Annotated in this window: 23 protein-coding genes and 3 pseudogenes; 6 read left to right on the top strand and 20 right to left on the bottom strand. The window is 59.9% G+C overall.

The window, feature by feature from the left end:
- Window positions 1-642: 642 nt before the first annotated feature.
- Entirely contained in the window at window positions 643-2,937 is a 2,295-nt protein-coding gene (locus J3P73_RS29425) for a PBP1A family penicillin-binding protein (protein ID WP_130774321.1), read from the bottom strand.
- A 442-nt stretch (window positions 2,938-3,379) separates the two neighbouring features.
- Window positions 3,380-3,673 (bottom strand): annotated as a pseudogene (locus J3P73_RS29420) (DUF1236 domain-containing protein); the annotation flags it as partial.
- Window positions 3,674-3,874: 201 nt separating this feature from the next.
- Here J3P73_RS29420 and J3P73_RS29415 point away from each other — a divergent pair.
- Complete coding sequence (locus J3P73_RS29415; protein WP_018069904.1) at window positions 3,875-4,966, top strand: nucleotidyltransferase family protein; 1,092 nt, start codon at window positions 3,875-3,877, stop codon at window positions 4,964-4,966.
- Between the two features lie 356 nt (window positions 4,967-5,322).
- Here the strand turns inward: J3P73_RS29415 and J3P73_RS29410 are convergent.
- Window positions 5,323-5,571, bottom strand: a pseudogene (locus J3P73_RS29410) (SDR family oxidoreductase); the annotation flags it as partial.
- A gap of 228 nt (window positions 5,572-5,799) precedes the next feature.
- On the opposite strand from J3P73_RS29410, the gene J3P73_RS29405 reads away from it, so the two are divergent.
- The 3 genes from J3P73_RS29405 (at window position 5,800) to J3P73_RS29395 (ending at window position 8,281) form a co-directional block, all read left to right on the top strand.
- The gene (locus J3P73_RS29405; protein ID WP_024319926.1) at window positions 5,800-6,411 is read left to right on the top strand and encodes a L,D-transpeptidase; all 612 of its coding nucleotides are present in this window, start codon (window positions 5,800-5,802) and stop codon (window positions 6,409-6,411) included.
- A gap of 821 nt (window positions 6,412-7,232) precedes the next feature.
- A complete protein-coding gene (locus tag J3P73_RS29400; protein ID WP_024319925.1) occupies window positions 7,233-7,721 on the top strand; it encodes a cupin in 489 nt (162 codons plus the stop codon).
- Between the two features lie 188 nt (window positions 7,722-7,909).
- On the top strand, window positions 7,910-8,281 hold the full coding sequence (locus J3P73_RS29395; protein WP_130655405.1) for an RT0821/Lpp0805 family surface protein: 372 nt from the start codon (window positions 7,910-7,912) through the stop codon (window positions 8,279-8,281).
- Between the two features lie 101 nt (window positions 8,282-8,382).
- Here the strand turns inward: J3P73_RS29395 and J3P73_RS29390 are convergent, their stop codons facing one another.
- The gene (locus J3P73_RS29390; RefSeq protein WP_130698319.1) at window positions 8,383-9,051 is read right to left on the bottom strand and encodes a hypothetical protein; all 669 of its coding nucleotides are present in this window, start codon (window positions 9,049-9,051) and stop codon (window positions 8,383-8,385) included.
- Between the two features lie 511 nt (window positions 9,052-9,562).
- Here J3P73_RS29390 and J3P73_RS29385 point away from each other — a divergent pair.
- Entirely contained in the window at window positions 9,563-9,859 is a 297-nt protein-coding gene (locus J3P73_RS29385) for a PRC-barrel domain-containing protein (RefSeq protein WP_128404151.1), read from the top strand.
- A gap of 339 nt (window positions 9,860-10,198) precedes the next feature.
- Here the strand turns inward: J3P73_RS29385 and J3P73_RS38325 are convergent.
- The 10 genes and pseudogenes from J3P73_RS38325 to melA (J3P73_RS29340) form a co-directional block, all read right to left on the bottom strand.
- Window positions 10,199-10,330 (bottom strand): annotated as a pseudogene (locus tag J3P73_RS38325) (thermonuclease family protein); the annotation flags it as partial.
- A 169-nt stretch (window positions 10,331-10,499) separates the two neighbouring features.
- Entirely contained in the window at window positions 10,500-10,721 is a 222-nt protein-coding gene (locus J3P73_RS29380; protein ID WP_018069898.1) for a hypothetical protein, read from the bottom strand.
- A gap of 211 nt (window positions 10,722-10,932) precedes the next feature.
- Window positions 10,933-11,139 (bottom strand): hypothetical protein, encoded by a 207-nt coding sequence (locus J3P73_RS29375; RefSeq protein ID WP_018069897.1) that lies wholly within the window; start codon window positions 11,137-11,139, stop codon window positions 10,933-10,935.
- 185 nt (window positions 11,140-11,324) lie between these two features.
- Window positions 11,325-11,564: a DUF982 domain-containing protein gene (locus tag J3P73_RS29370; protein WP_075225209.1), complete on the bottom strand. Its 240-nt coding sequence runs from the start codon at window positions 11,562-11,564 to the stop codon at window positions 11,325-11,327.
- A gap of 358 nt (window positions 11,565-11,922) precedes the next feature.
- Complete coding sequence (gene melA / locus J3P73_RS29365; RefSeq protein ID WP_130774322.1) at window positions 11,923-13,293, bottom strand: alpha-glucosidase/alpha-galactosidase; 1,371 nt, start codon at window positions 13,291-13,293, stop codon at window positions 11,923-11,925.
- Between the two features lie 22 nt (window positions 13,294-13,315).
- Window positions 13,316-14,983 (bottom strand): ABC transporter ATP-binding protein, encoded by a 1,668-nt coding sequence (locus J3P73_RS29360; RefSeq protein WP_130774323.1) that lies wholly within the window; start codon window positions 14,981-14,983, stop codon window positions 13,316-13,318.
- 10 nt (window positions 14,984-14,993) lie between these two features.
- Window positions 14,994-16,130 carry an ABC transporter permease gene (locus J3P73_RS29355; RefSeq protein ID WP_017968293.1) on the bottom strand — a complete coding sequence of 379 codons (1,137 nt, stop codon included), beginning with the start codon at window positions 16,128-16,130 and terminating at the stop codon, window positions 14,994-14,996.
- 1 nt (window position 16,131) lies between these two features.
- A complete protein-coding gene (locus J3P73_RS29350; RefSeq protein ID WP_024319918.1) occupies window positions 16,132-17,139 on the bottom strand; it encodes an ABC transporter permease in 1,008 nt (335 codons plus the stop codon).
- 117 nt (window positions 17,140-17,256) lie between these two features.
- Window positions 17,257-19,344, bottom strand: a complete 2,088-nt coding sequence (locus J3P73_RS29345) for an ABC transporter substrate-binding protein (RefSeq protein WP_130683091.1) — start codon at window positions 19,342-19,344, stop codon at window positions 17,257-17,259.
- A 122-nt stretch (window positions 19,345-19,466) separates the two neighbouring features.
- Entirely contained in the window at window positions 19,467-20,933 is a 1,467-nt protein-coding gene (melA, locus tag J3P73_RS29340; protein WP_018483013.1) for an alpha-glucosidase/alpha-galactosidase, read from the bottom strand.
- Between the two features lie 59 nt (window positions 20,934-20,992).
- Between melA (J3P73_RS29340) and J3P73_RS29335 the strand changes: the two genes are divergently transcribed.
- Window positions 20,993-22,018 carry an AraC family transcriptional regulator gene (locus tag J3P73_RS29335; protein WP_197726875.1) on the top strand — a complete coding sequence of 342 codons (1,026 nt, stop codon included), beginning with the start codon at window positions 20,993-20,995 and terminating at the stop codon, window positions 22,016-22,018.
- Between the two features lie 77 nt (window positions 22,019-22,095).
- Here the strand turns inward: J3P73_RS29335 and J3P73_RS29330 are convergent, their stop codons facing one another.
- The 6 genes from J3P73_RS29330 to J3P73_RS29305 all read right to left on the bottom strand — a co-directional run bounded on the left by J3P73_RS29330 (window position 22,096) and on the right by J3P73_RS29305 (window position 26,499).
- Window positions 22,096-22,638 (bottom strand): two pore domain potassium channel family protein, encoded by a 543-nt coding sequence (locus J3P73_RS29330; protein WP_075225207.1) that lies wholly within the window; start codon window positions 22,636-22,638, stop codon window positions 22,096-22,098.
- Between the two features lie 93 nt (window positions 22,639-22,731).
- Window positions 22,732-23,424: a hypothetical protein gene (locus tag J3P73_RS29325; protein WP_018483011.1), complete on the bottom strand. Its 693-nt coding sequence runs from the start codon at window positions 23,422-23,424 to the stop codon at window positions 22,732-22,734.
- A 31-nt stretch (window positions 23,425-23,455) separates the two neighbouring features.
- Complete coding sequence (locus tag J3P73_RS29320) at window positions 23,456-24,025, bottom strand: OmpA family protein (RefSeq protein WP_130774361.1); 570 nt, start codon at window positions 24,023-24,025, stop codon at window positions 23,456-23,458.
- Window positions 24,026-24,052: 27 nt separating this feature from the next.
- Window positions 24,053-24,481, bottom strand: a complete 429-nt coding sequence (locus tag J3P73_RS29315; RefSeq protein WP_130774324.1) for a cysteine rich repeat-containing protein — start codon at window positions 24,479-24,481, stop codon at window positions 24,053-24,055.
- A gap of 51 nt (window positions 24,482-24,532) precedes the next feature.
- Window positions 24,533-24,802 (bottom strand): hypothetical protein, encoded by a 270-nt coding sequence (locus J3P73_RS29310; RefSeq protein ID WP_130717390.1) that lies wholly within the window; start codon window positions 24,800-24,802, stop codon window positions 24,533-24,535.
- 263 nt (window positions 24,803-25,065) lie between these two features.
- Window positions 25,066-26,499, bottom strand: coding sequence for a DUF1254 domain-containing protein (locus J3P73_RS29305; RefSeq protein WP_130774325.1), 1,434 nt, complete (start codon window positions 26,497-26,499; stop codon window positions 25,066-25,068).
- Between the last annotated feature and the right edge of the window lie 85 nt (window positions 26,500-26,584).

The following is a 26,584-nucleotide window of genomic DNA, read 5'->3' as shown; positions in this document are numbered from 1 at the left end:
GCCAACCGGTTATGAGGAAAGCGCGTGTATCGGCCTGCGGGGAGCCTATGCGCCGGCTCTGAGGTGATCCCTCGCCTGCTCATTGTCAGCGTGCTGGGAAAAGATGCCTCGCCGAGCTACTACCCCGTCAGGGAGACGCTTGAAGAGGCTTGTCACTGCTTACCGCCAGTTGATCAGGCGCTTGCCAACGTAGGCGATTTGGCGGAAAGTCCTCGACGTGGCCCTTGTGGTCTAAGCAGCCTGCCATGATCGGAGAACGCCGTGCCTCTGAAAAACATTTTGGCCGCAGCAGCAATCATGTTCCTGACACTATCAGGATGCGCAACCAGTGGATCGTACAACACAACCTACGCACAACCGCAGGGGATTGGCCCAGTTCGCGGCACTATGGGCGGTTACTAGCCCATCGAGGGCGTTTCGACCGCTTTAGAGCCACAACCAGTATGGTTGTTTACTTTCGCCTCGTCCAAAAACAGACCCGGGCGTTGAAACCTTCTTCGGTGATGTGGCGAGCGCTCGTCTCGACCACGGAGAGAACAATGAACCGGCAAGGTAAGGGTAAAAGGCGGTTGGGTTCGCGGCCGATCGGAAAACCGGGGCGTGGGGCGAGGACAGTCGGTGCTCGATCTCTGCCGAACCACGTCACTTTTCACAAAGCCGTCGGCTGCCGGAATATGGCTGATAGGTGCAATCGGACGGCCGAAAGGAGCGATAACTGCGCGAGCACGCGGTGATATTGCAGGATTGCTGTGCGCCTTGATCATCGCTTGCGGCTTCTGTCGATCGCACTCCGTTCAGCGTCGGTTCGGTCGTCGCCTCGCGCATGAAATCCCGCCAGATATGCGCTGGCAGGGCGCCGCCCGTCACCCCCTTCATCGGCGCGTCATCATCATTGCCAACCCAAACACCGACGACGAGCGCTTCCGTGAAACCGACGAACCAGGCATCGCGATTGTTCTGGCTCGTGCCGGTCTTACCTGCCGCGTACGTGCCAGGATCTGCTCCACGTCCAGTCCCGCGCTCGACCACCAACTGCAGGAGGGCGAGGAGGTCGGACTGGTAGGGCGAAAGATCGACATTCGGCTTTGATTGTGAGCCAACTCGAAACGTCTTGGGCTGCCCTGCCGCTTGAAAGTCGATAATGCCCCAGGGCCTAACGCGTGCCCTGCCGAGCTGGACGGACGCATACGCGCCGGTGAGGTTGAGCAGGTTTACTTCGGATGTGCCAAGCGCCAAAGACGGCGTGTTGGCCAGCGGTGCATCGATGCCCAGTTCGCGCGCTGCGGCAATCACATTGTCTAGACCTACCTCTTCGGCAAGCGCCACAGACGCGGCATTGAGCGATCGCGCGAACGCCTCGGCAAGCGTTACCCAACCGCGATAGCTGCCACCTGAATTTTCTGGCGCCCAGCCGTCGATGTCAATGGGCGCGTCCAGAACCCGATCAGACAAGGTGAGCCCAGCCTTCAATGCTGCGTAATAGACGAATAGCTTGAAGGTGGAACCCGGCTGACGCATCGCGGTGACGGCGCGGTTGAACTGGCTTGCCTTGTAGTCGTGGCCGCCAACCATCGCGACGACCGCGCCGTCGGGCGTCATAGCAACCAACGCGGCCTGCGATGCTCCGACCGTCTTTCCTTCACTGTCCAGGGCACTTTTCACGACCTTTTCGGCGATCCGCTGCAACTGCGGCACCAGTGTGGTGCGCACCGAAGTCGAACCTGGCGAGGAGCCGGCGATTTCACTCGCTTGCGGCGAAATCCAGTCGGCAAACCAGCTTCCGGAGCGCGGCGTGGGCGTCGTTGGTTGCAGCCTGGCAAAGCTCGTCTTGGCCTCCGCCGCTTGTGGCTCGGTGATCTTGCCATTGGCCGCCATCGCGTCGAGAACGACCATCGTGCGCTGCCGGGCGCCTTCGAAATTGTCGATGGGATTCCATTGGCTCGGTGCCCGCAGCAACCCAGCCAGCATAGCCGACTCCGGCAGGTCGAGGGCGCCGATGTCCTTATTGAAATAGATGCGCGCGGCGGCAGGCATGCCGGTAGCGCCCGCGCCAAGATAGACGCTATTGAGATAGCGCGTCAGGATTTCCCGCTTGCCGAGCTTCCACTCCAGCCAGACTGCAATGACAACCTCCTGAATCTTTCGTTTTATTGTTCGGTCGCTGTCGAGGTATTGTAGCTTGATGAGTTGCTGGGTGATCGTGCTGCCACCCTCCACCACCGAGCCAGCCTCCAGGTTCCGCAGAAGCGCCCTCCCGATGCCCTTGGGATCGATGCCGAAATGATCCATGAACCGGCGATCCTCAATTGAAAGGACCGCGTCGATAAGATTGGGCGGAAACTGGTCGTATCGAGCATAGGGCCCTTGATAAGGTCCCTGTCTTACCAAGGGCGCACCGTCAGCGGTTTCCAGCACGACGACCGGCTTTAACGTTCCATCGCGGATTTCGCTCCAGGGCACGTCTTTTAGCGCCCACACCAGCACGCTTCCTGCGAGGAGGCAGACAAGAAGGGCCAAGCCCACAGCAAATTTCCACCAGCTCGCAATGAGCGATGCGCTCCGGCGACGTTCACGGGGCTTTGAACGCTGATCGCGAATACCGCGCCCGGCATTGACCAAGGCGGTGGTGATCCATTTGTGCGGAGCTGACGTTATCCCCAACCGCGTCGACCTCAGCTTCGTCTTCGAAAACAAAGCGGCCGTCTTGATCTTGGCCAAATCAGAGCTTGCCTGCAAATCTTGGCGCAGCGCACGTAAAAGCGTCCTGGCGGCTCCTCGAGTTTGGCCGAAGGATCCATGGGGCGGTTGCGGGTCGTCGACTTGGGTGGTTCCTGGCGAATCCGAGGTGGCCACTTGCGCTGCCGAATCCACCGTCTGATTGCCGCTCGTGCTTGAGCTGCCAACGCTTTTGCCTGAGGATTCGTCAGAATTGGGCATCGGTTACCGCTAAAATACAAACGCAGCCTGACCTTTATAGCCGGGCGATACAGTGTGTTCTACCGCAAAAGGCGCCCATGGTTCCGAGAGTCTTGCGTCTGGCCATAAATGCCGAATTGATAGGGTTTTCCCGCTGCCCATATCAGCAGCGGTAGAGGCTTGTGATACCGGTGATCTTCCGGCCGTCGAGCTGTCGACATACGACAGTGAAAGGCTCCCGAGACGCCCTTCGACAGGCCTGCGCTTCCTTTTCCTTTCATCAAGGCACTCGTCCCAGCCGACGCGAAATCCGATAGGAGTCCTCGAGCGGTTGTAGATGGCGTGCAGATCGACTCGACCGTCACCACCATTCAGCTCGGCGACACGAAGCGACTGCAGCAGTGCACCGTCTGACGGCATCTGGGATTCCGGCGGCGCAACAGACGCCGCCGGGACATGCGTGCTAAGCCGCGATGATGTAAACAATCGTGAGAGCATCGGGATCGACAATGACGATCCGGCCATCCGCAAGGATGAAGAAGCGGTAGCTTTGGTACTGCGGAACGATCTTCACAGTGCGCGGCGGCGCCCGTTCAAGCCGAAGCTTCTTCGGGATTTTCGTTCCGTCGGAAACCGTGAAGTTCACTTCCTTCACAGGTTCGACATGGACCTCCTTCACCACTTGGCGAATTTCGGTCCGCTACTCGACGGTAACATTGACGTTGGTCTTGGTATCCGAAGTCTGGTTGCTCGTCGTCGCACCCATTCGATGCCACGGCAGCAATTGCCGGCGGCGATTTGCAGATCCGCGAAGCGATCAACGCCTTGAAGGAGACGGTGGACAAGAACGCCGCAGCCGCAGTCCGTACAATAGTCCATGAGACAACCCTCTTCCTCTCCGGCGCTACTTCGGTTATTACCATCCTTGTTGAAGTGGTCATAACAAGCGAGAGCTGCCATGAAGACTGTCGATCTGATGTACCAGACCATGCTGGCCGAGCTGGCGCAGCGGACCATGGACGCTGCATGGACAGCAGACTTCCCCTCGGAAGGCCGCTTCATCACAATGGAGGTCAAGGGCAAACGGTATTGGTATTTCGACATGCCGGATGGATCAGGCGGCAAGAAGCGTCGCTACGTCGGCCCTGCGGACGATCCGGAGATCGCGCAGCGCGTCGAGGACTTTAAGCGCGACAAGGACACTCTGCGCGACCGCAGGCGCATGGTCGCGAGCCTGACGCGACAGGGAGGCATGATCGCGCCCGACCCAATGTCAGGCGACATCGTCGAGGCGCTTTCGGTCGCTGGCCTGTTCCGGCTCCGCGCCGTCCTAATCGGCACGGTCGCCTTCCAGACCTACTCCGGACTCCTCGGCGTCCGCCTGCCTATGGCTGCGATCCTCACGGGGGATGCGGACATCGCCCAGGACTATGCGATCTCCCGTGAAGTCGAAGACACCTTGCCCCCGATCCTCGATCTGCTGCAGACGGTCGATCCGACATTCCGTCCGGTTCCTCATCGATCGGGCGCCGCAGCTTCGACCGCTTTCCAAACCAAGGGCGGCTACCGGGTCGAGTTCCTAACATCAAACCGTGGCTCGGAAGATTACATCGACCAGCCCGCCAAGATGCCTGCTCTCGGCGGCGCCAGCGCAGATCCGCTCCAGTTCTTGGATTTTCTTATTCGAGAGCCAATGAGGACCGTGCTGCTTCACAAGAGCGGTGTGCCGGTTAACGTCCCGGAGCCGCCCCGGTACGCTGTCCACAAGCTGATCATTGCTACCAAACGGCGCACAGACGGGCACTTCGTCCTGAAGCGCGACAAAGATCTCCGGCAAGCGGAACTCCTGTTCGAGGCGCTCTACGAGACACGGAGATCGTCTGACTTCGCCCTCGCCTATGACGAGGCTGAGGAGCGCGGCCCTGCATGGCGTGAGGCCCTGCAGGAGGGCAAGGACATGCTTTCGAAGGACGGCCAGCGGATGCTCTCGCAGATCCTGCGGCTGGGCAACCAGCAAATCGGCAAAGAGAAGACGGACGATCCACAGTAAGGAAAAAGAGCAAGGGGCAGCTATCGGACTGTCCATGCGAGTCTCATAGGACGAGGGATTAGAATAGTCACAGCAGGAATGGCGGAAAAATGACGCCGAGGAACGCCGCCGTGCCCGGCACGGCAAGGGCGCCCCTCCAAACAATGAGCATACCAGGCAAAGGCGCTCCCGCGCCGGCGCCAGTTCGCGCACGGCTTGACCGGTTAAAAGGGCAGCCGCAGGAGGGTTAGCATCGCGCCGCTCGGAACGAGCGGAACCCGGGACGACTGCCCCCGGCAAGCTGTTCCGCTTGGGGCGCACCACCCTAGGCTGTGCGAAAACTGGCGGAGGGATCGCCACCACTGCGCTCGGAATTCTCAAGCGGTGGGAACGGTCCCGCCGTCGATGACATATTCGGTTCCGGTTATCGCCGCAGCGCGTGGGGACGCCAGGCAGGTTATCAGATCGGCCACCTCGCCGGGTTTCGCCGGTCGCCCGAGCCGAATTCCGCCGAGAGAGTTCATAATGATCTTCTTGCCGCCTTCATAATCGGTGCCGGCCTCCCTCGCGAGCCGTTGTGCCAGGGCTACGGCGGCGTCGGTCTCGATCCCGCCCGGCGACCTGACGGACTGGGGCCAGGCCCTGTGTCCCGCTTAGACGCGCTGCTCACATGGGCTGCCCAACGGGAGGGCGCGGACGGCGGCGATCAGGAGGGCATAAAGGGGGCGTAGGACATGAGCTTCATCGAAGTGACGGAAGCGACGAAGATCACCGTGAAATCCAGACCGACCCCGCCATAGTGCCGCCACAGAATTCCGCCCAATCATGCCTGTATAACAAGCGGATGGCGAAGAATGAGATTGCTGGTTTTCCTTGCTGCGGCCCTCTTTGCGACAGCGATGCATGCCCAAGCCCAAGTTTACGCACCGTATGATGGATACGATGAATACGACGGCTATGGCTATGATGACCCTTACAGCCCCTATCCCCCTCCTCCCTACTACGAGCCAGAGCCCAGCTATCGGGAACCTTTGCAAGAACGTCAGGAGCCATCAACGCGAATTGGGAGGGGAACCATCGTCATCGCCACGAGTGAGCATACCCTTATCTACACAACACCATGGGGTGAGCAGTTCGCTTACCCCATTGCCGTCGGCCGTGAGGGCAAGCAGTGGTACGGAAAAACTCGGGTCGTATCGAAACGATTGCATCCTGAATGGCGGCCGACGGCCAGCATGCGGCAGAAGAATCCAAGGCTTCCGGCAGTCGTGAAACCCGGTCCCGCCAATCCGCTTGGAACCCGCGCGATCTATCTTGCCGACGGACTGCTCCGCATCCACGGCACCAACGATCCCTCCTCCATCGGCACCAATGCATCGAGCGGCTGCTTTCGGATGTACCGTCAGGACGTGGAGGAGCTTTACGAGATGGTTCAGCCGGGAACGCAGGTCGTCGTCCAACGGTGACTGTTCGTCAAACGGTCGCCAGCTCGGGCTTCAGCGATCCCGGGAAGTCATCTGGTCGGACCTGCTGTCGTCCTAGTTCCATTTAGCCGCCACTGACGAAGTTCCGCCTTCGCCTTTTACGCCATATTTCACGTCGGGATTCACCTTGATCTTCTCCCCGGACGGCTTCCAAGCGAGATGACAGTTCTCGAAGCTCGGTCTGCAACGACAACGACTTCCTGATCCGTGGACATTTGCCGGGGCCAACGCTTTGTCGGCACACCTGCTAGGCGGTCGATCTCAGGGGCCACCTCCGCATAATCCAGCGGCCTACGGGATGCGTAACCGAAGGCTCTCTCAGTTGGACCCGGCCCTTTGACGTATCAGCAACGAAGGTATCGCCCTGGACTTCTTTGACACCAATGCTGGCCGTCCACTGCCATTTCTGACCAGGTTGGTTCGGCGTCGCAGGCGTTGAGAGCGTGAGTTCGCCCTCCGGCGCTTTGACGGCAACCGGAAAGCAACTACCGAGCGGACCATCAATCCGTGGATTTTGTCCCCTCGGGAAGGAGACGACGAAAGGCGATTCCTCACACGTATTCCCGCCCGTCGATGAGGTTCCGACAACTACCGCCATTCCGCCGATGACGTCCATCTCGTCGGAGCGCGCCTTTCCGAAACTAGGGCATGTCAGGGAACCGCTGGTGACCCCCAAAGTTTAGCTTTGAGAACATCGTCGCAGATGAGCTCAATGGAAACGCGGCGTAAGATTTGGGCGAACAACGTCGACGGATCGATGGCCGTCGCGTCGCGGCAATCGACAACGACCTTGGGAATTCAGCATGAACACCGAGACAATATTTTTCAAGCCGAGCGACTGGGTCCCGAACAATCCGCATCTTCCTGTATTGATTTACAGAGGCCTTTTTGCTGACGGTGGAGCTACCGATTTCGACCGTCGTTTCGCTGCAAACGGTTGGACAGGCATCTGGACAAACGGTGTCTTCGATTATCAGCATTACCATTCCGGTGCCCATGAAGTGCTGGGAATTGCGCTTGGTAGCGCCACGCTGTTGATCGGCGGTCCGGGCGGTCAACAGTTGGATGTGATAGCGGGAGACTGCCTGGTACTTCCAGCCGGGACAGGGCACCGAAATCTCGGGTGCACGTCGGACTTCCAAGTGATAGGCGCTTATCCTAAGGGACAGCATGCCGACATTCAGACGTGCGCTCCTTCAAGCGAAATGCTGGCGAAAATCTCGTCAGTCCCCCTGCCCCACACCGACCCCGTCCAAGGATCGTCGGGATTTCTCACGGAGAAATGGCGGTAGTCATTGGCGCACCGCGACCGATTTCCTGAAGATGCGCAATTTGCGACCCAGCCTATTGGGTCCTTGAGAATTCGAGCCGTACTTTTCGAGAGTTTTGTTGTTGTCCGGCGAAATGAGCAGTCAATCGCGCCCGCATCTGGTCACAATGCGATGTCATACGCAGCGTCCGAAAGGCTGGTTTGCACTCTATGCTTTCAAAACTGATCGTGATTGCCATCTTGTCCCCTGCGCTGGTGCTGACCGCTTGCTCACATCCCGAGCCCCTGCAGACGTCCACGGTCGCTCCGGGCGCTGCGACGGCAGTTCCGATCACTGACCAAGCGGTGATTGCCGAGACGGTGGGACGGGCCACGGTCGGTTCTGATCCGCTTGCCTGGGCCAATCCGTCAACTGGCAGCGCCGGGGTTATCGAGCAGGTCCGGCCGGGCACAGACAATCCAAACGGATGCCGCGACTTCGTCACAAGCAAGCAAAGTCTTGAGGGCGTGACACGGTTCAATGGTGTCGCTTGTCCGGCAGATGGGTCTTGGAAGATAAACGGCTCACCGGGCTTGCACTAGCAACGTGGCAAGTTAAATCGGGTTCAGCGCTTGCTCTTGCATTTCAACTCCCTATTGCAGATCTCAATCGAAATTTCCTGCCCTCAGCAGAGCGCGTTAGATCAGTCGGCTTCATCACCTGTCTTTGGAAATAGTTGCAGGACATTCGATCCGTTCGATTGCGTGACAGTCCCAGTCGCTCGACGGCCGGAGCTTCGTTCTCCCACGCTCTGGATCGCCGATACGAGGCCCTCACGCTGGCGATAGTAGTCAGGCTTGGTAGGCAGCGTCAGACCGAACTCTTCGAGCATACGCTCAATCAGGTCCATGGCCTCGGCTGCAAGACCCGCATAACCTTCCTGACGCTTCTCAAAGAATCCATCGAACCCGGGCCGAGACAGATCGAGGCTATCCAACGCATAGTTGAGGTTCTTGACCCGGTTCGACAGCCACAAGATTTCGTCTGACAACTCGGTGGTGAAAAGCTTCCAATCGGCGTCCTTCGGAAGCGAAAGGACAGGATCCGGAACGTGAAACGCGAATTCGCCTTCGTCCATCGGATTGAATTCGGGGGTGTCCCGGACTGCCGCATAGCTCGCTCCGACGAAGTCGTCGAGCGCCAACACCGTCATCATTGCCAGATTTCTCGCCTCGCTTCGCGGGCGCCGATTGATCTGCTTTCTTGCAAGCTGAATCACGGTGGGGAAGCAGGCGCCAACAGTAAAGCCACCGGCAGCAATCAGCGCTCCCATTGCCATTATCCCTTGAGTGGTTTCGAAGAACTGCGTCAAAAGTCACCTCATTCGATTGGAGATGCGGGCCGCGTCAAAAGCACGCGCAGACGGAATCAGAACTTTCCGTTCCAATGTGCCGCGAACTGAGAAGATAAGGAACACTGTTTCCTCGCCCATCCGCCCACTATTGAGCGACCGGAGGAGACAAAAATTTGGTCAATGATAGCCATGCTGGTTTCCCTGACGTCACCAGGCGTCTTTGCTGAACACCGGCGGCAGCTTCTTTGGCAAGGAGCTGTCAGTTCAAAATGAAGTCAGCATATAAAGTGAGATCGAACGGTATCGCTTTCAAGGACCGTTTGTTGATTGAGTGGGGCGGCTTGTAGCAAAACTACCCCGCCTTCTTGTTTGATATTTGCCCCACAGTCAAAGCATCTTGCATCCCCGGCCAGGGCATCGGCATTGATCAATCTGGTGAGAAAGATGTGCGGATCCTGATTATTCGCCTACTGCCGGAACATTCGGTTTGCGTTCCGATTACCCCTCCTCCACAAAGGAGGAAACGATCATGGATCATACCAACCACGTACGCTTGACGACTTCGGAACTTACCCCTGCCGTCCTCGAGGGCGCCACCATCTATGGAGCCGACGATCACAAGATCGGCAAGGTCGATCATATCCACGGCGCGGGCGCGGGCGGCTCCGCAGTCATCGACGTCGGAGGCTTTCTGGGTATCGGCGCGAAGCCTGTTGCCGTTCCGATCTCGGATCTTGAGTTCATGCGCGATGAAGACGGCGAAGTTCATGCCGTCACGAGCTGGACCAAGGACGAGCTCAAGCAGATGCCCGAGCACCGCGACTGAGCATAATCAGATGATGCGTTCTGTCCTGGGGTAGTCGTTGACGCTGCAGGGCGCATACTGGCGCAAAAGCTGCCGAGGCTCGTCGGCGATCGGTCCCAAGCAGCAAGCGGCTGGTCATCGAGAATGCTGCGTTTTCATCGTCGCGGGTCCCCCCGGGGCTGGAGGTCGTCCTCAATAGACGAAGTGCCGCGCCTTCATCTGCAGCGCACGGGACCTGCGGCATAACCGGGACATGCCTGTGAATCGTCGCGGGCGCGTCCTGTTTCAGCCTCTATACCGTCCTGCTCCGCCGGGCGAAATTCGATGTGAATCGCCTTATCTGGCTTTGCCGTGGCCTACGCAGCGGATCGGGCGCGATTTCGAAAGGAACTCGTCGAGTGCGAGCGGCATCCTTGCCGCAACGGTACGGCCTCCCTGAACGTCGCGACAGGCCCGCCAGCGTTCCGGAGCATCGATCCCATTCAACCGGATCCGCTCGTCATGGGCGAAGCCAGCGCCGAGTTATGGCGGGAGTGTCTATGCGGGTGGCTATTATCGTAAGAATGGCACCTATGTGCGCGGGTATAGCTGACGACGATAATCACTCGCAAAAGGGTGGGGAGTTTATGACAATTTCCCTGCGACGGTTGGGCTTTAAGCCTCAATATTGTCGAGCATCGAATTCTTCAATCGTTTCGGGGTCCTGCTGATATTCCCATTGCACACCGTTCAGCCGGCGCCAGATTTGTCCCGACGGGTTTCGGGCGGCGCCGTCGACGAGTGGCACCGGCAAGAGTGTCTCGTATTTGTGCCAGAGTGTGACGTCAGCGACCTTGGCCTGCTTGGGCTTGCGGAACAGGTTGAAAAGGAGTGCGAAGTCCATTGGCCGATTTTTCTCCAAGGGACTCAACTATAGGGACATTTTGGGTACTTTCAAGTACCCAAATTTGAGGAATTCGCCGCGCGGAAAATATCGGCGCCACTGCTCATGAGTAACATGCGTCATAGATCGAACAAAGGTTAGCTAGGGGCCCGATGCGAACGCCGCACAGAGGCCTCTGAGGTAGCACAGACGCCTCCAATTCTAGAAGCGCCTACATTTCCGCGTTGTCGTTGAACGGCAGTCCGCGAGTTCTCCATTCGTCCCTCAGTATATCTTCCAGTTCCTCGACCGTGAATTCGTCGAAGTTTGCCCAGAGCTGCACGGCCAGCGCCTTCAAATTCGACGTTGTTTCTGGGTCAGCATCGGCCGCCGCGGCAAGCCGATAGATTTCCTGGCGGAGTGCATCACTCTCTGTCATGTCGCTCCTCATGGCACTGCGCCAGCGCCTCCTGTTCGATGGCAGGTAACGAACAAGGTAATCCCTAAAGGCCTCGCACAGTTCCGATGAAGCTCCCGATTTCAGTTGAGGCCGGCGAGCGCGTTGCTCACGGGACGTCGAGGGCGGGAGGCATGATCCAATTTCTCACTTGGGACGAAGCAACGTTAAGTTTGTCGCAGGATGCCGGCCTCCTTCGCCGCAGCCTCAAACGCAGCTCGCGCTTCCGCACCGGGAACGACGCCATTCGCCGCGTCCAGGCATACCTTCCGCGCTGTCGCGTAGCTCGCGCTCCTGTTTTCGGGCCAGGATTTCTTCAAAAATGCGACCGCCTCTCGAGCGCTCCTGATGACGTGAAAACGATCATCTATCTTCAATTCGACGTTCGCATCCCAGATGCTGATCATGGCGTCCTCCGTGGGGCAGGCTTCCCACAAACGTATATTAGGAAGATCTGTTCCAAGCGGACGATCCGGCCGGAATTTTGGCAGCAGCATGAGGCTCTTTCGTTTTAACCCAACAATCGCTCGCGATAGCCGTCGCTGTTGCGCTGCGTCCTACCGCCGTGCTTCGAAAGCTTCGCCATATCTTCGGTTAAGCGCGTTCGATTCGGCTTTGAAGGGGCCTTCAAGAAAGTGGTGACAGGATGCCGATCCGGCCATGCGAGTCACGTCCCCAAATCGCAAAACGCCCCATCCCCACGCAAAGAGCCCCGCGGTTGTTGCGACCGCGGGGCTCCTTGACGCCTTTACCCGGGAGAGGGGGTCAGGCGGCCTGTACCTTGCGGGTCGTGCGCGCCCATTCGGGCAGCCAGTCACCGTGGGTGGCGAGCAGATCGTCGACCAGCGACCAGATCTGGTCGAGGTCGAGTTCGGCTGCCGTATGCGGATCCATCATCGCGGCGTGGTAGATGTGCTCGCGATTTTCCGTCATCAGCGCCTGCACCGTCAGCTCCTGCACGTTGATGTTGGTGCGGATCAGCGCCGTCAGCTGCGGCGGCAGGTCGCCGATGAAGGTCGGCTGGATGCCGGAGGCATCGACGAGGCAGGGCACCTCGGCGGCGCAATTGGTCGGCAAAGAGGTGATGCAGCCATTATTGCGGACATTGCCGTAGATCACCGAGGGTTCGCCCGTCCAGACCGAGTTGATGATCGAGGAGGCATATTCCTTCGACGGCTGAACCTCGATCTTGTCGGCCGAACGATAGGCCTCCGCCTGCCCTTTCCAGCGCTCGATCTGCTCGATGCAACGCTTCGGATATTCATCGAGCGGAATGCCGAATTTCTCGATCAGGTCCTCACGGCCTTCCTTGATGAAATAGGGCGTGTATTCGGCGAAATGCTCCGAGCTTTCGGTGACGAAATAGCCAAGCCGCGTCAGCATCTCGTAGCGCACCTTGTTCGGGCAGCGCGGGTTCCAGCCGGGCTTCGGCGTCCTGCCCTCGCGATAGGCGCGCAAAAGGTCCGGATAGAGGTTGCGGTAGGAACCGTCCGGCTGGCGATGCTCGAATTTGAGATAGAAGGCCATGTGGTTGATGCCGGCCGCGCGGTAACGGATTTCCTCGTAGGGAATGTCGAGGTCGTGCGCCAATTCCATCGCCGTGCCCTGCACCGAATGGCAAAGGCCGACCTGGCGAATGGTCGGATATTTCTCTGATATCGCCCAGGTGTTGATCGCCATCGGGTTGACATATTGCAGCATGATCGCCTCGGGGCAGACGGCGAGCATGTCCTCGCAGACTTTCCAGAGATGCGGCACGGTGCGAAGCCCGCGCATGATGCCGCCGACGCCGAGCGTATCGGCGATCGTCTGGCGCAGCCCATATTTCTTCGGCACTTCGAAATCGGTCACCGTGCAGGGCTCATAGCCGCCGATCTGGAAGGCGACGACGACGAAATCGGCGCCCGAAAGCGCCTTGCGCTGGTCGGAATAGGTTTCCGCCTTCGCCTTCACGCCGAGCGTCGAGATCAGTTTGTTGACGACGATGGCGCTTTCTTCCAGCCGCTGCGGGTTGAGATCCATCAAGGCGATCGTCGCGCCTGACAGCGCGGGACGCTGCAACACGTCGCCGACGATGTTCTTCATGAACACGGTGGAGCCAGCTCCGATGAAAGTGATTTTGGGATTTCTTGCCATTATAACCTCCGGCATTCGGCAATCATGCTACCTCGAAAGCGGCCTTGACGAGCCGTTCGGTGTAGGCGGTCTTGGGATGGGTGAGAACTTCGTTGACAGGGCCCTCTTCGACGATCTTGCCATGCTGCATGACGATGACGCGATGGCAGAGCGCCCTGACGACCTTGAGATCGTGGGAGATGAATAGGTAACTTAAGCCGCGCTCGTCCTGCAGCTTGCGCAGGAGTTCGATGATCTGCGCCTGGACGGAAAGGTCGAGCGCCGATGTCGGCTCGTCGAGCAGGATAAATTCCGGCTCCAGCGCGATGGCGCGGGCAATCGCGATACGCTGGCGCTGGCCGCCGGAAAATTCGTGCGGGAAACGCGACAGGATATTTCCCGGCATGCCGGCGGCGACAAGCGCCTCGCGCACCCGGTCCTGGCGTTCGCCCTTGGTCGCGCCCAGCCTGTTGACGACGAGCCCCTCCTCGATGATCTGGCCGATCGTCATGCGCGGGTTGAGCGATGAGAAAGGATCCTGGAACACCACCTGCATGCGGGCGCGCAAGGGCCGCATCTCGGCTCTGGAAAGGCCATGGATCGGCTGATGGTCGAAATGGATCTCGCCGCTGTCCGGCGTGTTCAGCCGCAGGATCGCCTGGCCGAACGTCGTCTTGCCGGAACCGGATTCGCCCACCAGCCCCAGCGTCTCGTGACGGCGCAGCGTCAGGTCGAGGCTGTCGACGGCGACAAGTTCACGCATCGCCGGCTTGAGAAAGGTGCCGTGACGCATCATGAAGGAGACGCGCACGCCCTTGGCATCGAGGATGACATCCGACCCTTCGGGCAGCGGATTGGCCTGGCCACGCGGCTCGGAAGCAAGCAGATGCCTGGTATAGGCGTCCTGCGGATTGGCAAACAGCGCTTCGGTGGTGTTGTGCTCGCGCACTTCGCCAAGCTGCATCACATAGACGTAATCGGAGAACTGCCGCACCACGGTCAGATCGTGGGTGATGAGGATGACGGCCATCCCCAGTTCCTTCTGCAGGTTGCGGATCAGGTTCAGGATCTGCGCCTGCACGGTGACGTCGAGCGCCGTCGTCGGCTCGTCGGCGATCAGCACGTCCGGATCGTTGGCAAGCGCCATGGCGATCATCACGCGCTGGCGCTGGCCGCCGGAAAGCTGATGCGGATATTGCATGAGCCGCGCGGCAGGATCGGGGATCTGCACATGTTCGAGCAGTTCGAGCGCGCGCTTTTGCGCATCCCTCCTGCTGATCCGGCGATGGACGCGGATTGCTTCGACGATCTGGCTGCCGATCGTATAGATCGGGTTGAGCGAGCTCATCGGCTCCTGGAAGATCATCGAGATGCGGTCGCCGCGCAGCTTGCGGCGCGCCCGCTCGGAAAATTTCAGGATATTGCTGCCGTCATAGGCGACCGTCGATTTCTCGGAGACGACGGCGCGTTTCGACAACAGTCCCATCACCGTTCGCGCCGTTACCGATTTGCCCGAACCGGATTCGCCGACGATCGCGATCGTCTCGCCGCGATAGAGCTGAAAGGAGACGTCCTTGACGGCTTCGACCATGCCGTCCTCGACCTTGAAATTTACCGCCACATTGCGGGCGTCGATGATTGGCGTGTCCGAACGGCCATCATGGTCGTGGCGGACGGGCGGGGCGAAGGAATTGACCAGTGCAAGAGCCATCTTCATCACCTCAATAAGGATCGACCGCGTCGCGCAATCCGTCGCCGAGCGCATTGAATGCGAAGACGGTGACGAGCACGAAGCCGACGGGGGAGAGAATCCAGGGATAGGAGCCGATCACCGAATAGGTCGCCGTATCCTGCAGCATCAGCCCCCAGGAGATCAGCGGCGGCTTGACCGCAAAGCCGAGGAAACCGAGGAAGGATTCCAAGAGCACGACGCTCGGTATATGCAGCGTCACCGCGACGATGACGTGGCTCATCACGTTCGGGAAGATGTGCTGCATGATGATGCGCGTGTCGGTGGCGCCGACGGCCATTGCCGCCCTGACATAATCGATGCGGGCAAGTGCTAAGGTCTTGCCGCGCACCTCGCGCGACATCTGCGCCCAGCCGAGCGCCGACATCACGGCAATGACGAAGGCCAGGAAGACGTTGGTCGGCGCCGTCACCGGGATCAGCGAGGTCAGCGCCAGATAGAGCGGCAGCTGCGGGAAGGCGAGCACCAGTTCGACGAAACGCTGCAACCAGATATCGAATGTGCCGCCGAAATAGCCCGACACCATGCCGACGGTCGTGCCGATGATGGTGACGATGAAGACCACCGTCAGCGCAATGGTCAGCGAAATGCGCGAGCCGATGATGGCGCGCGACAGCACGTCGCGGCCGAACTTGTCGGTGCCGAGGAAATGCACCGGCTGGCCGTCGGTCGAGCCGAAGAAGTGCCGGCTGGCCGGGATCAGCCCGAAGAGTTGGTATTCAGCGCCCTTGACGAAGAAGCCGAGCAACCGCGGGTTGTCGTAGTCGATGCCGACGATCGGCTGGAAGGTGACGGGGTCGAGCTCTTCGGAATCCGACAGCGCATAGACGCGCGGCTGGAAGACGAAATTGCCGTCCTTGTCGTGGAAACTCATCACCTGCGGTGGCGCGAAGCCGACATCGGTCGCTTTCGGGTCCATCGGCGCAAAGAAATCGGCAAAGATCGCCATGACGATCAAGAGCACGACGAGCACCAGCCCAGCCATGCCGGTCCAGGAGCGCCTTAGCCGGCGCCAGACAAGGGCGATATAGCTTTCATGCCCACGCGATGGCTTGTTGATGGAAAGTTCTGTCGTCGGCGGAGGTGGCGCGGAGTCGAAAGCCAGCATCTCAGGCTCCTCCATATTGGCGGACACGGGGATCGAGCAGGGCGAGCAGCATGTCGGCGATGATGTTGCCGACGATCAGCGTCGCCGACAGCACCATCATGAAGGTGGCGGTGACATAGACGTCGCCGACCGCCATCGAGCCGACGATCGCCGGGCCGACGGTCGGCAATGCGAAAATGATCGCGGTTTCGATCTCGCCGGTCAGCATGTAGGGCAATACGACACCCTGGTACATCACCAGCGGGTGCAGCGCGTTCGGCACCGCATGGCGCATCACCACGGCTGCGCCGGAAAGCCCTTTGGCCTTGGCCGTTTCGACATATTGGGCATTCAGCGTATCGAGCAGATTGCCGCGCATGACGCGCATATTGTAGGCGAGCCCGCCGAAGGTGGCGATCGCCACGACAGGCCAGACATGGTGGACGAGATCGGCGAACTTCGCCCACGACCAGGGCGCCCCGCCATATTGCGGCGAGAAGAAGCTGCCGATTTCGGAGACGTTAAGCTGGAAGACCAGGAGATAGACGATGATCAGCGCCATCAGGAAACGCGGCACCGTCATGCCGAGGAAGGAAATTCCCGAAAGCAGGCTGTCGATCCAGCTATATTGTCGCGTCGCCGCCCAGATGCCGAAGCCGATGCCGAGCACCGAGGCAAAGAGATGGCAGACGAGCGCCAGAAGCAATGTCCGCGGCAGGCGTTCACCGACGACATCGGCGACCGGCTTGTTGTAAAACATGCTGTAGCCGAAATCACCGCGGGTCACTATCCCGCCGATCCAGTTGACGTATTGGACGACCATCGGCTTATCGAGGCCGTGCTCGACCCGGTAGAGCTGCGCCTGCGCTTCGGCCTGGGCATAGGACGCGCCGCCCTGGTTGATCAGCTGGGATCTTATGTAATCGGCGTAGTCGCCGGGTGGTGCCTGGATGATTGCGAAGGTCACCACGCTCAGGATGAAGAGAATGGGAATCGCGGAGGCTATGCGCACGAGCAGGAATCGTAACATCGAACGGTTCGCTTCTCCTTGCCGCCAGTCGCTCCTTGTCAGCGCGGCCGGCTTGTTGGTCATGTCAGGCCGCGCGCGGCACGCGCGGCCTGGAGCTCACTTCAGCTGGGAGGGAGCTTAGTTTATCGGGCCCTTTTCGCCGGGCTTGCCGGGCAGTTGTTCGGAGAACAGCTCGTATTTGCCCTGCTTGTCCGCAGCCACCCACAGGCGTTCGCGGATCACCGAATCTTCAGCCCAGTTGAACATCATGATCGGCGTACCCTGGGGCACGTTGGAGAACCGCTTGTTGACGATCAGGGCGCCGGGATATTCCGTCAGGCCGACGGTATTGACGTGCTCCGTCGAGATCTTCTGATACTGCTTCATCAGATCGACGCGCTCGTCGTTGTTCTGGCTCGTCCTGAACTTGTTGACGACATCGACAAGCTCCTTTTCGAAGGGCATCAGATCAAGCTGGTCATCCTTGCCGGCGCGATGGTGCCAACTGGTGCGCGGACCGACAGGGGCGAGCTGCTCGGTGTTCTGCACCACCGACGACAGCTCCGTCGTGTTGCGCTGGATCAGCCAGTCGAAGCGGCCGGCATAATGGGCGTCGTCACGCTTGGCGCCGTCGAGCGCATTGATGACGATCTTCAGCCCGAGCTTCTCCATCTGGCCGACGACACCTTCGGCAAGGCTCTTGTCGGTCGTGTACTGATTGTTGATCAGCATAACGATTTCGACATCCTTGCCACCCGCCGTGCCGGCCGGGAAGTTGACGACGCCATCGCCATCCGTGTCCTTCAGACCGGCCTTGGCGAGCTCCGCCTTGGCGCCCTTCAAATCAAAGGGATAGTAGACGGTGGAGTTGCGGTCGTAGAAGCTGGTGCCGGAGGAAAGCCCGCCTGGATAGATCGCCGTGAACGGCCCCTTGACCAGCGAGTCGCCGATCGCCTTGCGGTCGAGCGCCATGGTGACGGCCTTGCGGAAGTCCTCGTTGCGGTTCAATTCGCGGATCGCCTCGCCGCGCTCGTCCGGGTTGCCCCAGCCATTGGCGGAGAAATTCATGCGCAAGTTATAGCCGATCAGGCGCGGGCCGAAGGCAAGCCGGGCGGGCGCGGTCTTCTCGGCGGCGCGCTTCAGCGAAGCGACGAAGTTTTCCGGCTGCTCGAGGTTGGAGAAATCGGCGGAGCCTGCCACGGCCTGAACGTCACGGTCGGCCCAGGTCGAGAGCTTGTAGTGCAGCTCGTTGAGATAAGGCAGCTGATCGCCCTTCTCGTCGACCTTCCAGTAATAGGGGTTGCGGCGCATGACGATGATGTCGTCCGGGCGATATTCGACCGGTACCCAGGCGCCCATGACCGGCATGTTCATGAACTCGGGCGGGAAGGCGTTCTTGAACTGGTCGTAGGTGTTCTTCGAATATTTCGGATGCTTCGCCTTCAGGATGTGCGACGGACCCGGGCAGAAATTCGGGTAGGACATGGTGTAGAGATATTGCTTCGGGAAGGCCTCCTTGAAGGTCCATTCGACGGTGTAGTCGTCGACCTTCTTCAGCGTCGTCCCGGCGCCGAAGGCTTCCGGCGATGCGCCGCCGCCGAGCGGCGAGACGTTCGGGTCGATGACTTCATCGTCCCAGTAAAACATGATGTCGTCGGCGTTGAACGGCGCGCCATCAGACCATTTGGCGCCTTCGATCAGGTGCATGGTCAGCTTGTGGCCGTCTTCGGACCAATCCCAGCTCTTGGCGAGGTTCGGTAGCGGCTCGGTGTCTGAGGCCTGCACCTGGAACAGCGGCGCGGTGCGCGTCAGGCATTCGGAAAGGCCGATATCGATGCCGCCCCAGCCCTGCGTCTGGCCGGCGCCGTAGTTCCAGCCTTCCGGCCGGCCGCCGATGACGTGGCGCATGGTATCGCCGTAGACGCCGATGCCGTCGGGCATATTGCCGGTCTTGAAGACCAAAGGCTCCTTCGGCAGGCGGTCCTTGACCGGCGGCAGCTTGCCGGTGGCGACGAAATTCTTCGTGACCCAGTCGGGCTCGTGATATTCGGGCAGCGCCTTGAACTCCAGAATGGAGTCGCGCGCGACATAGTTGATTTTGCCTTCGGCGGGGAAATCCGCCGGCGCCGGCGGAACGGTTGCCTCGGAGGCATAGGCATTCAGCGCCGCGGCTGAGACGCTGAGCGCCAGTCCGGCCAGAATGCCTGCGTTACGGAAATTCATCATCGTTTCTCCCTCTTGTTCCGGAGCGCGATCACGCGGCTCCTTTTCCTCGAACGACATGAAAGCGGGTCTGATGTCATGGATTTCCCTCCCGGAAACCCATGACGACCCATCCTTCACAAAAATCAGACGGCCTTTTTCAGCGCCGCCTTTTCCGCGCGCAGCTCCTCGATCGAGCGAACGTTGCGGCGTGCAGCGCCCGCCCAGTCGCGGGTCTGCACTTTCGATTTCGACAGCCGCTCCTTGGCGGCCGGCACGGCATGGGCATATTGCGGCAGCCAGGCGGCCTGGGCAACGACCATCTCGTCGACCATCTGCCAGACTTCCTCAGGCGTCGAAACGGCGCCGACCAGCGGGTCGTGCAGCACGGCAAGCTTCAGAAGGTCGATATCGCCTGATATGGCCGCGTGCACCGACATGCGCTGGACGTTGATCGAGGAAATGCAGGTGGCCGCACAGGCTTCCGGCAGGGTGACGCCGGAGACCATGTTGATGCCGAAGCGATCGACGAAGCCCGGCGATTCGATGATCGCATCCGAAGGCAGGTTGGTGATGACACCATTGTTCTTGACGTTGAAATGGCCGCGATAGACCCGGTTGGTCTCCAGCGCCTCCAGGATATGGCTTGCGTGCTCGTTCGAGCGCTTGGCAGGATCGATTGGCTGCGAGGCGGATTCCAGGAATTGCGGATATTCCGTCTCGAACCAGTTGCGCGTTTCCGTCGAATGACGAAGGTAGCCGCCGGTCTCGCCGTGGATCCAGTCGGACATGTCGATCCAGCGGGTGATCTCGTCCGGCCGCTTGCGATACCAGGGCAGGTATTCCGAGAGATGGCCGTTGCTTTCGGTGGAATAGACGCCGAAACGCTTCAGCACGTCGATGCGCAGTTTCTCCTGCTGCGAATAGACCGGATGCGCCTCGAAGGCGGCGATCAGCTCATCCTTGCCGATCCTGCGGCCGTTGAGGCGCAGGTCGATGAACCAGGTCTGGTGGTTGATGCCGGAGCAGATATAGTCGAGCTCGCTTACCGACTTCGCGCCGAGCACCTCGGCGATCTGCTCGGCGCCGTGCTGGACGCCGTGGCAGAGACCGACGGTATCGACCTTGCCGTATTCGATCGCCGCCCAGGTGTTCATCGCCATCGGGTTGGCATAGTTCAGGAATTTCGCGCCGGGCGCCGCCACTTCGCGGATATCCTTGCAGAAGTCGAGAATGACGGGGATGTTGCGCTGGCCATAGAGGATGCCGCCAGCGCAGATCGTATCGCCGACGCACTGATCAATGCCGTATTTCAGCGGGATTCTGATATCGTCGGCATAGGCCTCGAGCCCACCGACCCGGACGCAGCTGATGATGTAGCGTGCGCCTTCCAGCGCCTGGCGCCGGTTGGTCGTCGCCGTCACTTTCGTCGGCAGCCCGTTCGCCTTAACGACGCGATCGAGGATCGCCTTGATCATCTCGAGATTATGTTCGCTGAGGTCGGTCAGCGCGAATTCGATGTCGCGAAACTCGGGAACGCACAATATGTCGGTGAACAGCTTCTTGGTGAACCCGACGCTGCCCGCACCGATGATAGCGATTTTGAAACTCATGATCTTCACCTCGACCCATTCGAATGCTAAGGAAAAGAAGTTATGGAGGATCAGGCCGCATGCTGACGCATGTGGCTGAAAACGCCGTAAAATCTGCCTTTTTCCTCCCGGCCGCTCTGTCGACCGTGGTCTCTTCCTCTTGTCGAGCGGGATTATGCCCGAAATCGGCAGGGCGACCAGAGAAGGATTATGCTTTCAGGGGTAATTTTGTGCTGCAGGATTTGATCGCCAACGGACAGTCGATGAGGACGGTTTCGCTGCCCCGCGGCCGCCAGCGGCTGCACGCCATGCCGACCAGCGCCGGCTATGAAGTGCGCGAGAACGAGAGCTATGACTGGGACGGCCGCCGGCGCGGCCAGACGCCCTTCACCGTGCTGCAGCACACGATCAGCGGCAGCGGCAAGCTGCGCTATCAAAACCGCAACTATCGCCTTCAGGGCGGCGACACGCTGCTCGTTCTGGTGCCGCACAATCATCGCTACTGGCTGGAGAAGGGCGACCGCTGGGAATATTTCTGGATCTCGATGAATGGCGAGGAAACGCTGCGCATCCACCAGATGGTGCTTTCGACCGCTGGCCCGGTGCTGAAGTTGCAGCCCTCGACCATCGATCATCTCGCCGATTGCAGCCTGCGCCTCGTCAAGGGCGCGACGTCGCCGGGAGCCGCCTCGGCGATTGCCTACGAAGCGGCGATGGCGCTTTACGACGACGTCTTCGGTTCGCCGGCATTTGCCGCCGAGCTCAGCCTCATGCAGCCGGTGATCGACCATATCAATGCCAATCTCGAAAAGCCGCTGCCGGTCAGCGAGCTTGCCGGCATCGTCGGCCTCAGCCGCGCGCATTTCTCGCGCAGTTTCGCCGAGAGCGAGGGCATGCCGCCGGCCGAATTCGTGCTGCAGCAGCGCCTGCAGCGCGCCGTCAAGCTTCTGACCAAGGCAGACTTCCTGCCGGTCAAGGAAGTCGCCATCATGTGCGGCTTCGACGACCCCAACTATTTCTCCAAGGTCTTCCGCCGCGTCTACGGCACCAATCCCACAGAATTCCGCACGACGGGCATGTATGCCAGCATCGGAAAACTGAGATAGCCGGCCAGCTGCTAAACCAGTTGCTTCAGGCCCGCACCTCGAACACCATGTTGAACGGGGTTTCCGTCGCGGTAGATTTACCCGCCTTCTGGAAATCTCGCGACTTCGTGATCGAGGGGGCGAGCATCCTGATACTCCGCTTTTGCCTCTATCACACGCTCCTGGCTCGCCCGCAGGCGGTCGAACTTGCCGAAGTCGGTCATGACGCTGACCAGGACGCTACCCGTCCAACCGAAGGTGAAGAGGCCCGACATGCCAATGATCGGGCCGAGCAGACGCCACCGATCCGGGAGAGTGACGGTTCCCTCGCCCAGCGTCGTATAGCTCTCAAGCACGTAGTAGTAGCTGTCACGCATCGAGGGGATGATTGCCCTGACATAGAGAGGCATCGCCCAGATCAGCGTTTCTGCGAAATGCAGAATCGCCAGCGCGGCGATCGTCGCGGCCAGCATCAAGTTCAAACGCCAGTGCGGCGTGGCCTTCGTGACGCCTGCCCATGACTTGCTGAACTGAAGGCTGATGCTCCGGATACCAACGCCGTGTACGAAGATGACCACAACGAGAAACACAGTGCCGACGAGTATTTCCAGAACTGGATCAGGATTCGATAGATGGTCCAATCGCTATGTCCTCGGTCCTGCAACGCCCGCTGGAAGGGCAGTTAGCCTTCCAACGCGCCGAAACCAGCACTGGCATGTTGCTATAGCCTGGCGCTAGTAGCAGGGTGGATAGGGGTAATATCCGCAAGCCGGAGGCGGATAATAGCGACGATCCTCTGCGACTGCGGCACCGATTGCCGCCCCCGCAACAACGCCCGCTCCGTAATAGGCGCCCGGATGGGCATACCATCCGCCACGCCAGACGGGGGCGCGAAAACCAGCGCCTCCGACGGCGACGCCCCCGTAAGGACCACGTGCCGCAAACCAGTCGATGAACAGCGATGCGGGGCCGTCGGCTCCGGCGAGATCACCTTCGAGCACGGCAACGTCGAAGGTGAGGTTTGCTCCCTCGAGCTTTGGCGTCTTCAGGACGACCACCGCATCGGCGACCGAATCTCCCTTTCCGCTCAGGACCGATATCGTCGCATTGGGAGGATCCTTGGCAAAGCTATCTGCCCCCTCGCCCCACTGCTTGATGAACTCGGAGGTCAGTACGTGACCTGCAGAGCGCACCGGGCGATCGGCAAACACGATAGACACGGCCGAGACGCCGCTCATCGTCAGTTTGCCGTTCTCGAGCCTCGCCCCTCCGGAATTGAGGACGGCCAGCGACGGCACCATTTTTGACTTAGGTGCGCCGATGGTCTTCTGCGCGGGCGCCGAGATGGCGTCCTGCGCGAGAACCGGCGTTGACGACAGAAGACCTGCTGCGATTGCGATCAGGCACATATCGGAGATTCTAAGCATCTGCTTCCTCCCGTTTTTCCACTGAGTGGCGTTATTTCAACAGTCCCAGATTGATCAGTTGAACCCGTCGATTGTCTGCCGACTCCGGGTGACCTGGATCGATCGGCCATTCCTCGCCGGCTCCCACTGAAAAAAGGCGATCCGGCGAAACCGCAAAGGTGGTCGAGAGCGCTTCGTTGATCGCGTCGGCGCGCTTCTGGCTGAGTTCGAGATTGCGCTTGGCGGTTCCCGTCGCGCTCGAGTGTCCGACGATCAGGAACTTGTACCGGAACAGGTCCGGATGGTGCAGGGCGTCGGCGATGAGCCCGACGGTGCGGTAGGATTTTGGCTCGATGGCAGTCGAGTTGTTTTCGAAGTCGATCTCGACGATTAACTGCGAGAGCTCTGACAACTTGTTCCAGTTGGGCAGGGTCGCGATGCCCTTCCCGACATTGGCGTTGGCTTCCTCCACAAGCAGAGCGACGTCGACGGCGGGAGCCGCCGCCTTGACCTGTCCGAGAGTGGTCATGATTTGCGTGTTGTCGAGCTGCTGGGCAAAGCCGATGCACGGAGCCATTAGCAGGCCGAGTGCCAGCGAAATGCGATGGCCATGAACGATCATCTTGTTCTTCCTTTTTCCGGTCATGGTTCACCGCCATCCAGCGTCGGTGATTGCCTGGTTGCAACCCTTGTTGTCCACGCGCTTCGTCTCGACGAGGCAGGAGAGGATGTTCCCGTCGCCCTTCACGCTGTTGCAGTATTGGGAGATGTCATGCTGGCAGACCTTGAACACCGACGCCTGCGCCTCCTGGCGCTGGGCAATCGATGACATGACGCTGCCAAGGGTCGACGTGCAGGTCGGGGAGACCTTAGACGCATTCTTCTCGAGGCAAGCCTGGATGCGGCCGTTCCCGAGGTTCTCGCCATTGCAGAGCTTCTTGATGTCGGAGCCGCACTCTTTAGCGAGGGTCGTGACCGCATCGGCGTAGCTCATGGTGTCGGCGCGCCCGACGGCGGTTAGGGCGAGGAAGCCGGCGAGCGCCGCGCCTGCGAAGATGCCAAGTCTGTCTATCATCATTGTCCCTCCTGGAGCGATTGATCTGATCTGGTGTGCGTCGAATGCCTGGTGTTATCGTCGTGGCGGTTTGAAAGGGACGACCGCGGCTCTGTCCAGGGTCTGCTCGATCTCGGCCCGCATGCTGTCGATCAGTTCCCTATATTCGGCGAGGCGCTCGTCACGCTCGGGAGCGGTTGACCGTTGCCATCGCACTTTTTCGTTGTTGGCGATCTCGAAGTCGTCGCAAAGGTCGCGAAACCCCTCGCTGCGCAATGCGAACTCCTCGATCGCATCAGCACGGTCCTTGAGGCAGCTCTTTACGAAACCAACACCGTTTGCCATCCGGTTTCATCCATTCGCGTGCATCGCCTGACAGCAGGCGATCTCAGGACATGATGGTACAAATCTCTCCTATCGGAGCGACCGGCCATGATTGCGCCCGCTCGCCCTGCCGCTCTTTCCTTGTCGCCGTCCCTGCTCTGTTGGCGTTCGCTTCGAACGCCGCCCCCCGGCGCAGAGCAGTTTCGTCGAACGTATCATTGCTCCCTCCTATCGACCTCCAAAGCCAGGCATCACGATGGTCGGGATGATTTGTCGTCGGGCAATTATTTCGCTACATGGACGCCGGGCGGCTGCCAGGTGCCTTCGCCGGCCGGCAGGATCGAAGGCGCTTCCGTCTTCGGCCAGTACAGGCGCATTACCAGGTAGATCGTGCCGTTGGGCGCCGGTAGCCAGTTTGCTTCCTTGCCGGCGCCGGGGCTGTCCTTTTGGATGTGCAACGTCACTGAACCGTCCGGGTCCTTTTGCATCGAAGACAACATCGGAGAGTTGATGAGGTAGCGATTGATCGGGTTCTTGATCAGGAGCTGGCTCTTTCCGTCGTACATGGTAATGGACCAGAACGCGTTCACGGGCGGTAATTGGCCCTGCGGAAACGTGATGGTATACTTGTGTTTGCTGCCGTCGAGAGGCGCGCCTGTCGTGTCCGTCCGGGTATAGGGGTACATGGCTTCTAAGGCATCGTTGCCCAAAAGACCGCCCTTTGCAGCCCCGGCTCGCATCACCCAATCGCCGTCGTAGAAGGCCTCGTCGCCAAAGAACGAGCCGACGTTCCAGCCGTTGATGTTTTTGTTTCCGCCGGCCAGCCATTTGTCGACCTTGCCGTCGCCCTGCTTCATGCCCACCAGCATTTCGGCCTTATGCTCGAGCGATAGATCTTTGAAATCGAACGTCTTTCCGGGACCGATGCCAATCTTCGCAAGTTTCGCGCGGATCGCCTTGTCCCGTGGCGTCTCAGGAACGAATTGCAGGGCCGCGTCGAGATATTGGAAGAAGTTATCCTTGATCCCCGCCGTGGTGGCAGGAAGGAATTCGATCTTGGGTGCGGTAGGTGGAGCGGGTTGTTTCAGGAAGGCAGAAAGCGGCTGCGCCTTGTAGGCGGCCTGAATCTTCTCAACGTCCGGCATGTCGTCGGGGTTGAAGAGTTGGGTGCGGATAAGAGCGAGCGTGAACGGCGTCGTCGACCGGAAGACCTTCTCGATCCCGGAGGGCATTTCTCCCTTCCAATCGGGGCCAACCACCAGATAGTCGCCTGGCTCGGCCCCTGTGGTTCGGGTGCCGATGTAGCCATAGTTGTAGGTGTTGCCGTCGATGAGTTGGACCGCGTAGTAGCGGTCCTTTTCGACCATCGGCACCGAGATCACCATCGGCTCAGCGCGCAAATCCAGCCAGATGAACGAATAAGGGGTGTCGCTGTTCGGAGTAATGACTGCCGTATCCTCAGGGGTGGCGACGTGGTGCAGGTTGTTGATTTCGTTGAACGGTGCCTTGAACTGCCCCGAGTTCTTGTCGACGGCAAACTCTTGCATAACTGCATAATTCATCACGAGCGGCAGACCGTAGATGAAGCCTTCCTCGGCGATGTCCTTGGCCTCGATGATGCCGGGATAGCTTTGCGCCATCAGCCGGCTTGGCCTTGCAATCGCGGCGCCGGCAGCGATCGCCGCGGCGGAGCGAAATAGATCTCGCTTCGTCAACATTTGCCGTACTCCTGTCTTATTCGATGAGTTATCGAATCCCCTGCGGCAGCCCTTCGGCCCCATCCAACCGGGAGACACGGGGTTG

It is taken from the genome of Rhizobium ruizarguesonis, from assembly GCF_017357285.1.
GTDB lineage: Bacteria > Pseudomonadota > Alphaproteobacteria > Rhizobiales > Rhizobiaceae > Rhizobium > Rhizobium ruizarguesonis.
The sequence above is the reverse complement of the archived record's forward strand: the minus strand, read 5'-3'. Positions and strand labels throughout refer to the sequence as shown.

Bases quoted from the DNA above. Each gene is read 5' to 3' on its own strand.
- J3P73_RS29425 (WP_130774321.1), bottom strand. From the start codon at position 2,937: ATGCCCAATTCTGACGAATCCTCAGGCAAAAGCGTTGGCAGCTCAAGC.
- J3P73_RS29315 (WP_130774324.1), bottom strand. From the start codon at position 24,481: ATGATGATAGACAGACTTGGCATCTTCGCAGGCGCGGCGCTCGCCGGC.
- J3P73_RS29415 (WP_018069904.1), top strand. From the start codon at position 3,875: ATGAAGACTGTCGATCTGATGTACCAGACCATGCTGGCCGAGCTGGCG.
- J3P73_RS29385 (WP_128404151.1), top strand. From the start codon at position 9,563: ATGGATCATACCAACCACGTACGCTTGACGACTTCGGAACTTACCCCT.
- J3P73_RS29360 (WP_130774323.1), bottom strand. From the start codon at position 14,983: ATGGCTCTTGCACTGGTCAATTCCTTCGCCCCGCCCGTCCGCCACGAC.
- melA (WP_018483013.1), bottom strand. From the start codon at position 20,933: ATGAGTTTCAAAATCGCTATCATCGGTGCGGGCAGCGTCGGGTTCACC.
- J3P73_RS29355 (WP_017968293.1), bottom strand. From the start codon at position 16,130: ATGCTGGCTTTCGACTCCGCGCCACCTCCGCCGACGACAGAACTTTCC.
- J3P73_RS29395 (WP_130655405.1), top strand. From the start codon at position 7,910: ATGCTTTCAAAACTGATCGTGATTGCCATCTTGTCCCCTGCGCTGGTG.
- J3P73_RS29345 (WP_130683091.1), bottom strand. From the start codon at position 19,344: ATGATGAATTTCCGTAACGCAGGCATTCTGGCCGGACTGGCGCTCAGC.
- melA (WP_130774322.1), bottom strand. From the start codon at position 13,293: ATGGCAAGAAATCCCAAAATCACTTTCATCGGAGCTGGCTCCACCGTG.
- J3P73_RS29335 (WP_197726875.1), top strand. From the start codon at position 20,993: ATGCTGACGCATGTGGCTGAAAACGCCGTAAAATCTGCCTTTTTCCTC.
- J3P73_RS29305 (WP_130774325.1), bottom strand. From the start codon at position 26,499: ATGTTGACGAAGCGAGATCTATTTCGCTCCGCCGCGGCGATCGCTGCC.
- J3P73_RS29310 (WP_130717390.1), bottom strand. From the start codon at position 24,802: ATGGCAAACGGTGTTGGTTTCGTAAAGAGCTGCCTCAAGGACCGTGCT.
- J3P73_RS29405 (WP_024319926.1), top strand. From the start codon at position 5,800: ATGAGATTGCTGGTTTTCCTTGCTGCGGCCCTCTTTGCGACAGCGATG.
- J3P73_RS29375 (WP_018069897.1), bottom strand. From the start codon at position 11,139: ATGACAGAGAGTGATGCACTCCGCCAGGAAATCTATCGGCTTGCCGCG.
- J3P73_RS29325 (WP_018483011.1), bottom strand. From the start codon at position 23,424: ATGCTTAGAATCTCCGATATGTGCCTGATCGCAATCGCAGCAGGTCTT.
- J3P73_RS29400 (WP_024319925.1), top strand. From the start codon at position 7,233: ATGAACACCGAGACAATATTTTTCAAGCCGAGCGACTGGGTCCCGAAC.
- J3P73_RS29350 (WP_024319918.1), bottom strand. From the start codon at position 17,139: ATGTTACGATTCCTGCTCGTGCGCATAGCCTCCGCGATTCCCATTCTC.
- J3P73_RS29370 (WP_075225209.1), bottom strand. From the start codon at position 11,564: ATGATCAGCATCTGGGATGCGAACGTCGAATTGAAGATAGATGATCGT.
- J3P73_RS29380 (WP_018069898.1), bottom strand. From the start codon at position 10,721: ATGGACTTCGCACTCCTTTTCAACCTGTTCCGCAAGCCCAAGCAGGCC.
- J3P73_RS29320 (WP_130774361.1), bottom strand. From the start codon at position 24,025: ATGATCGTTCATGGCCATCGCATTTCGCTGGCACTCGGCCTGCTAATG.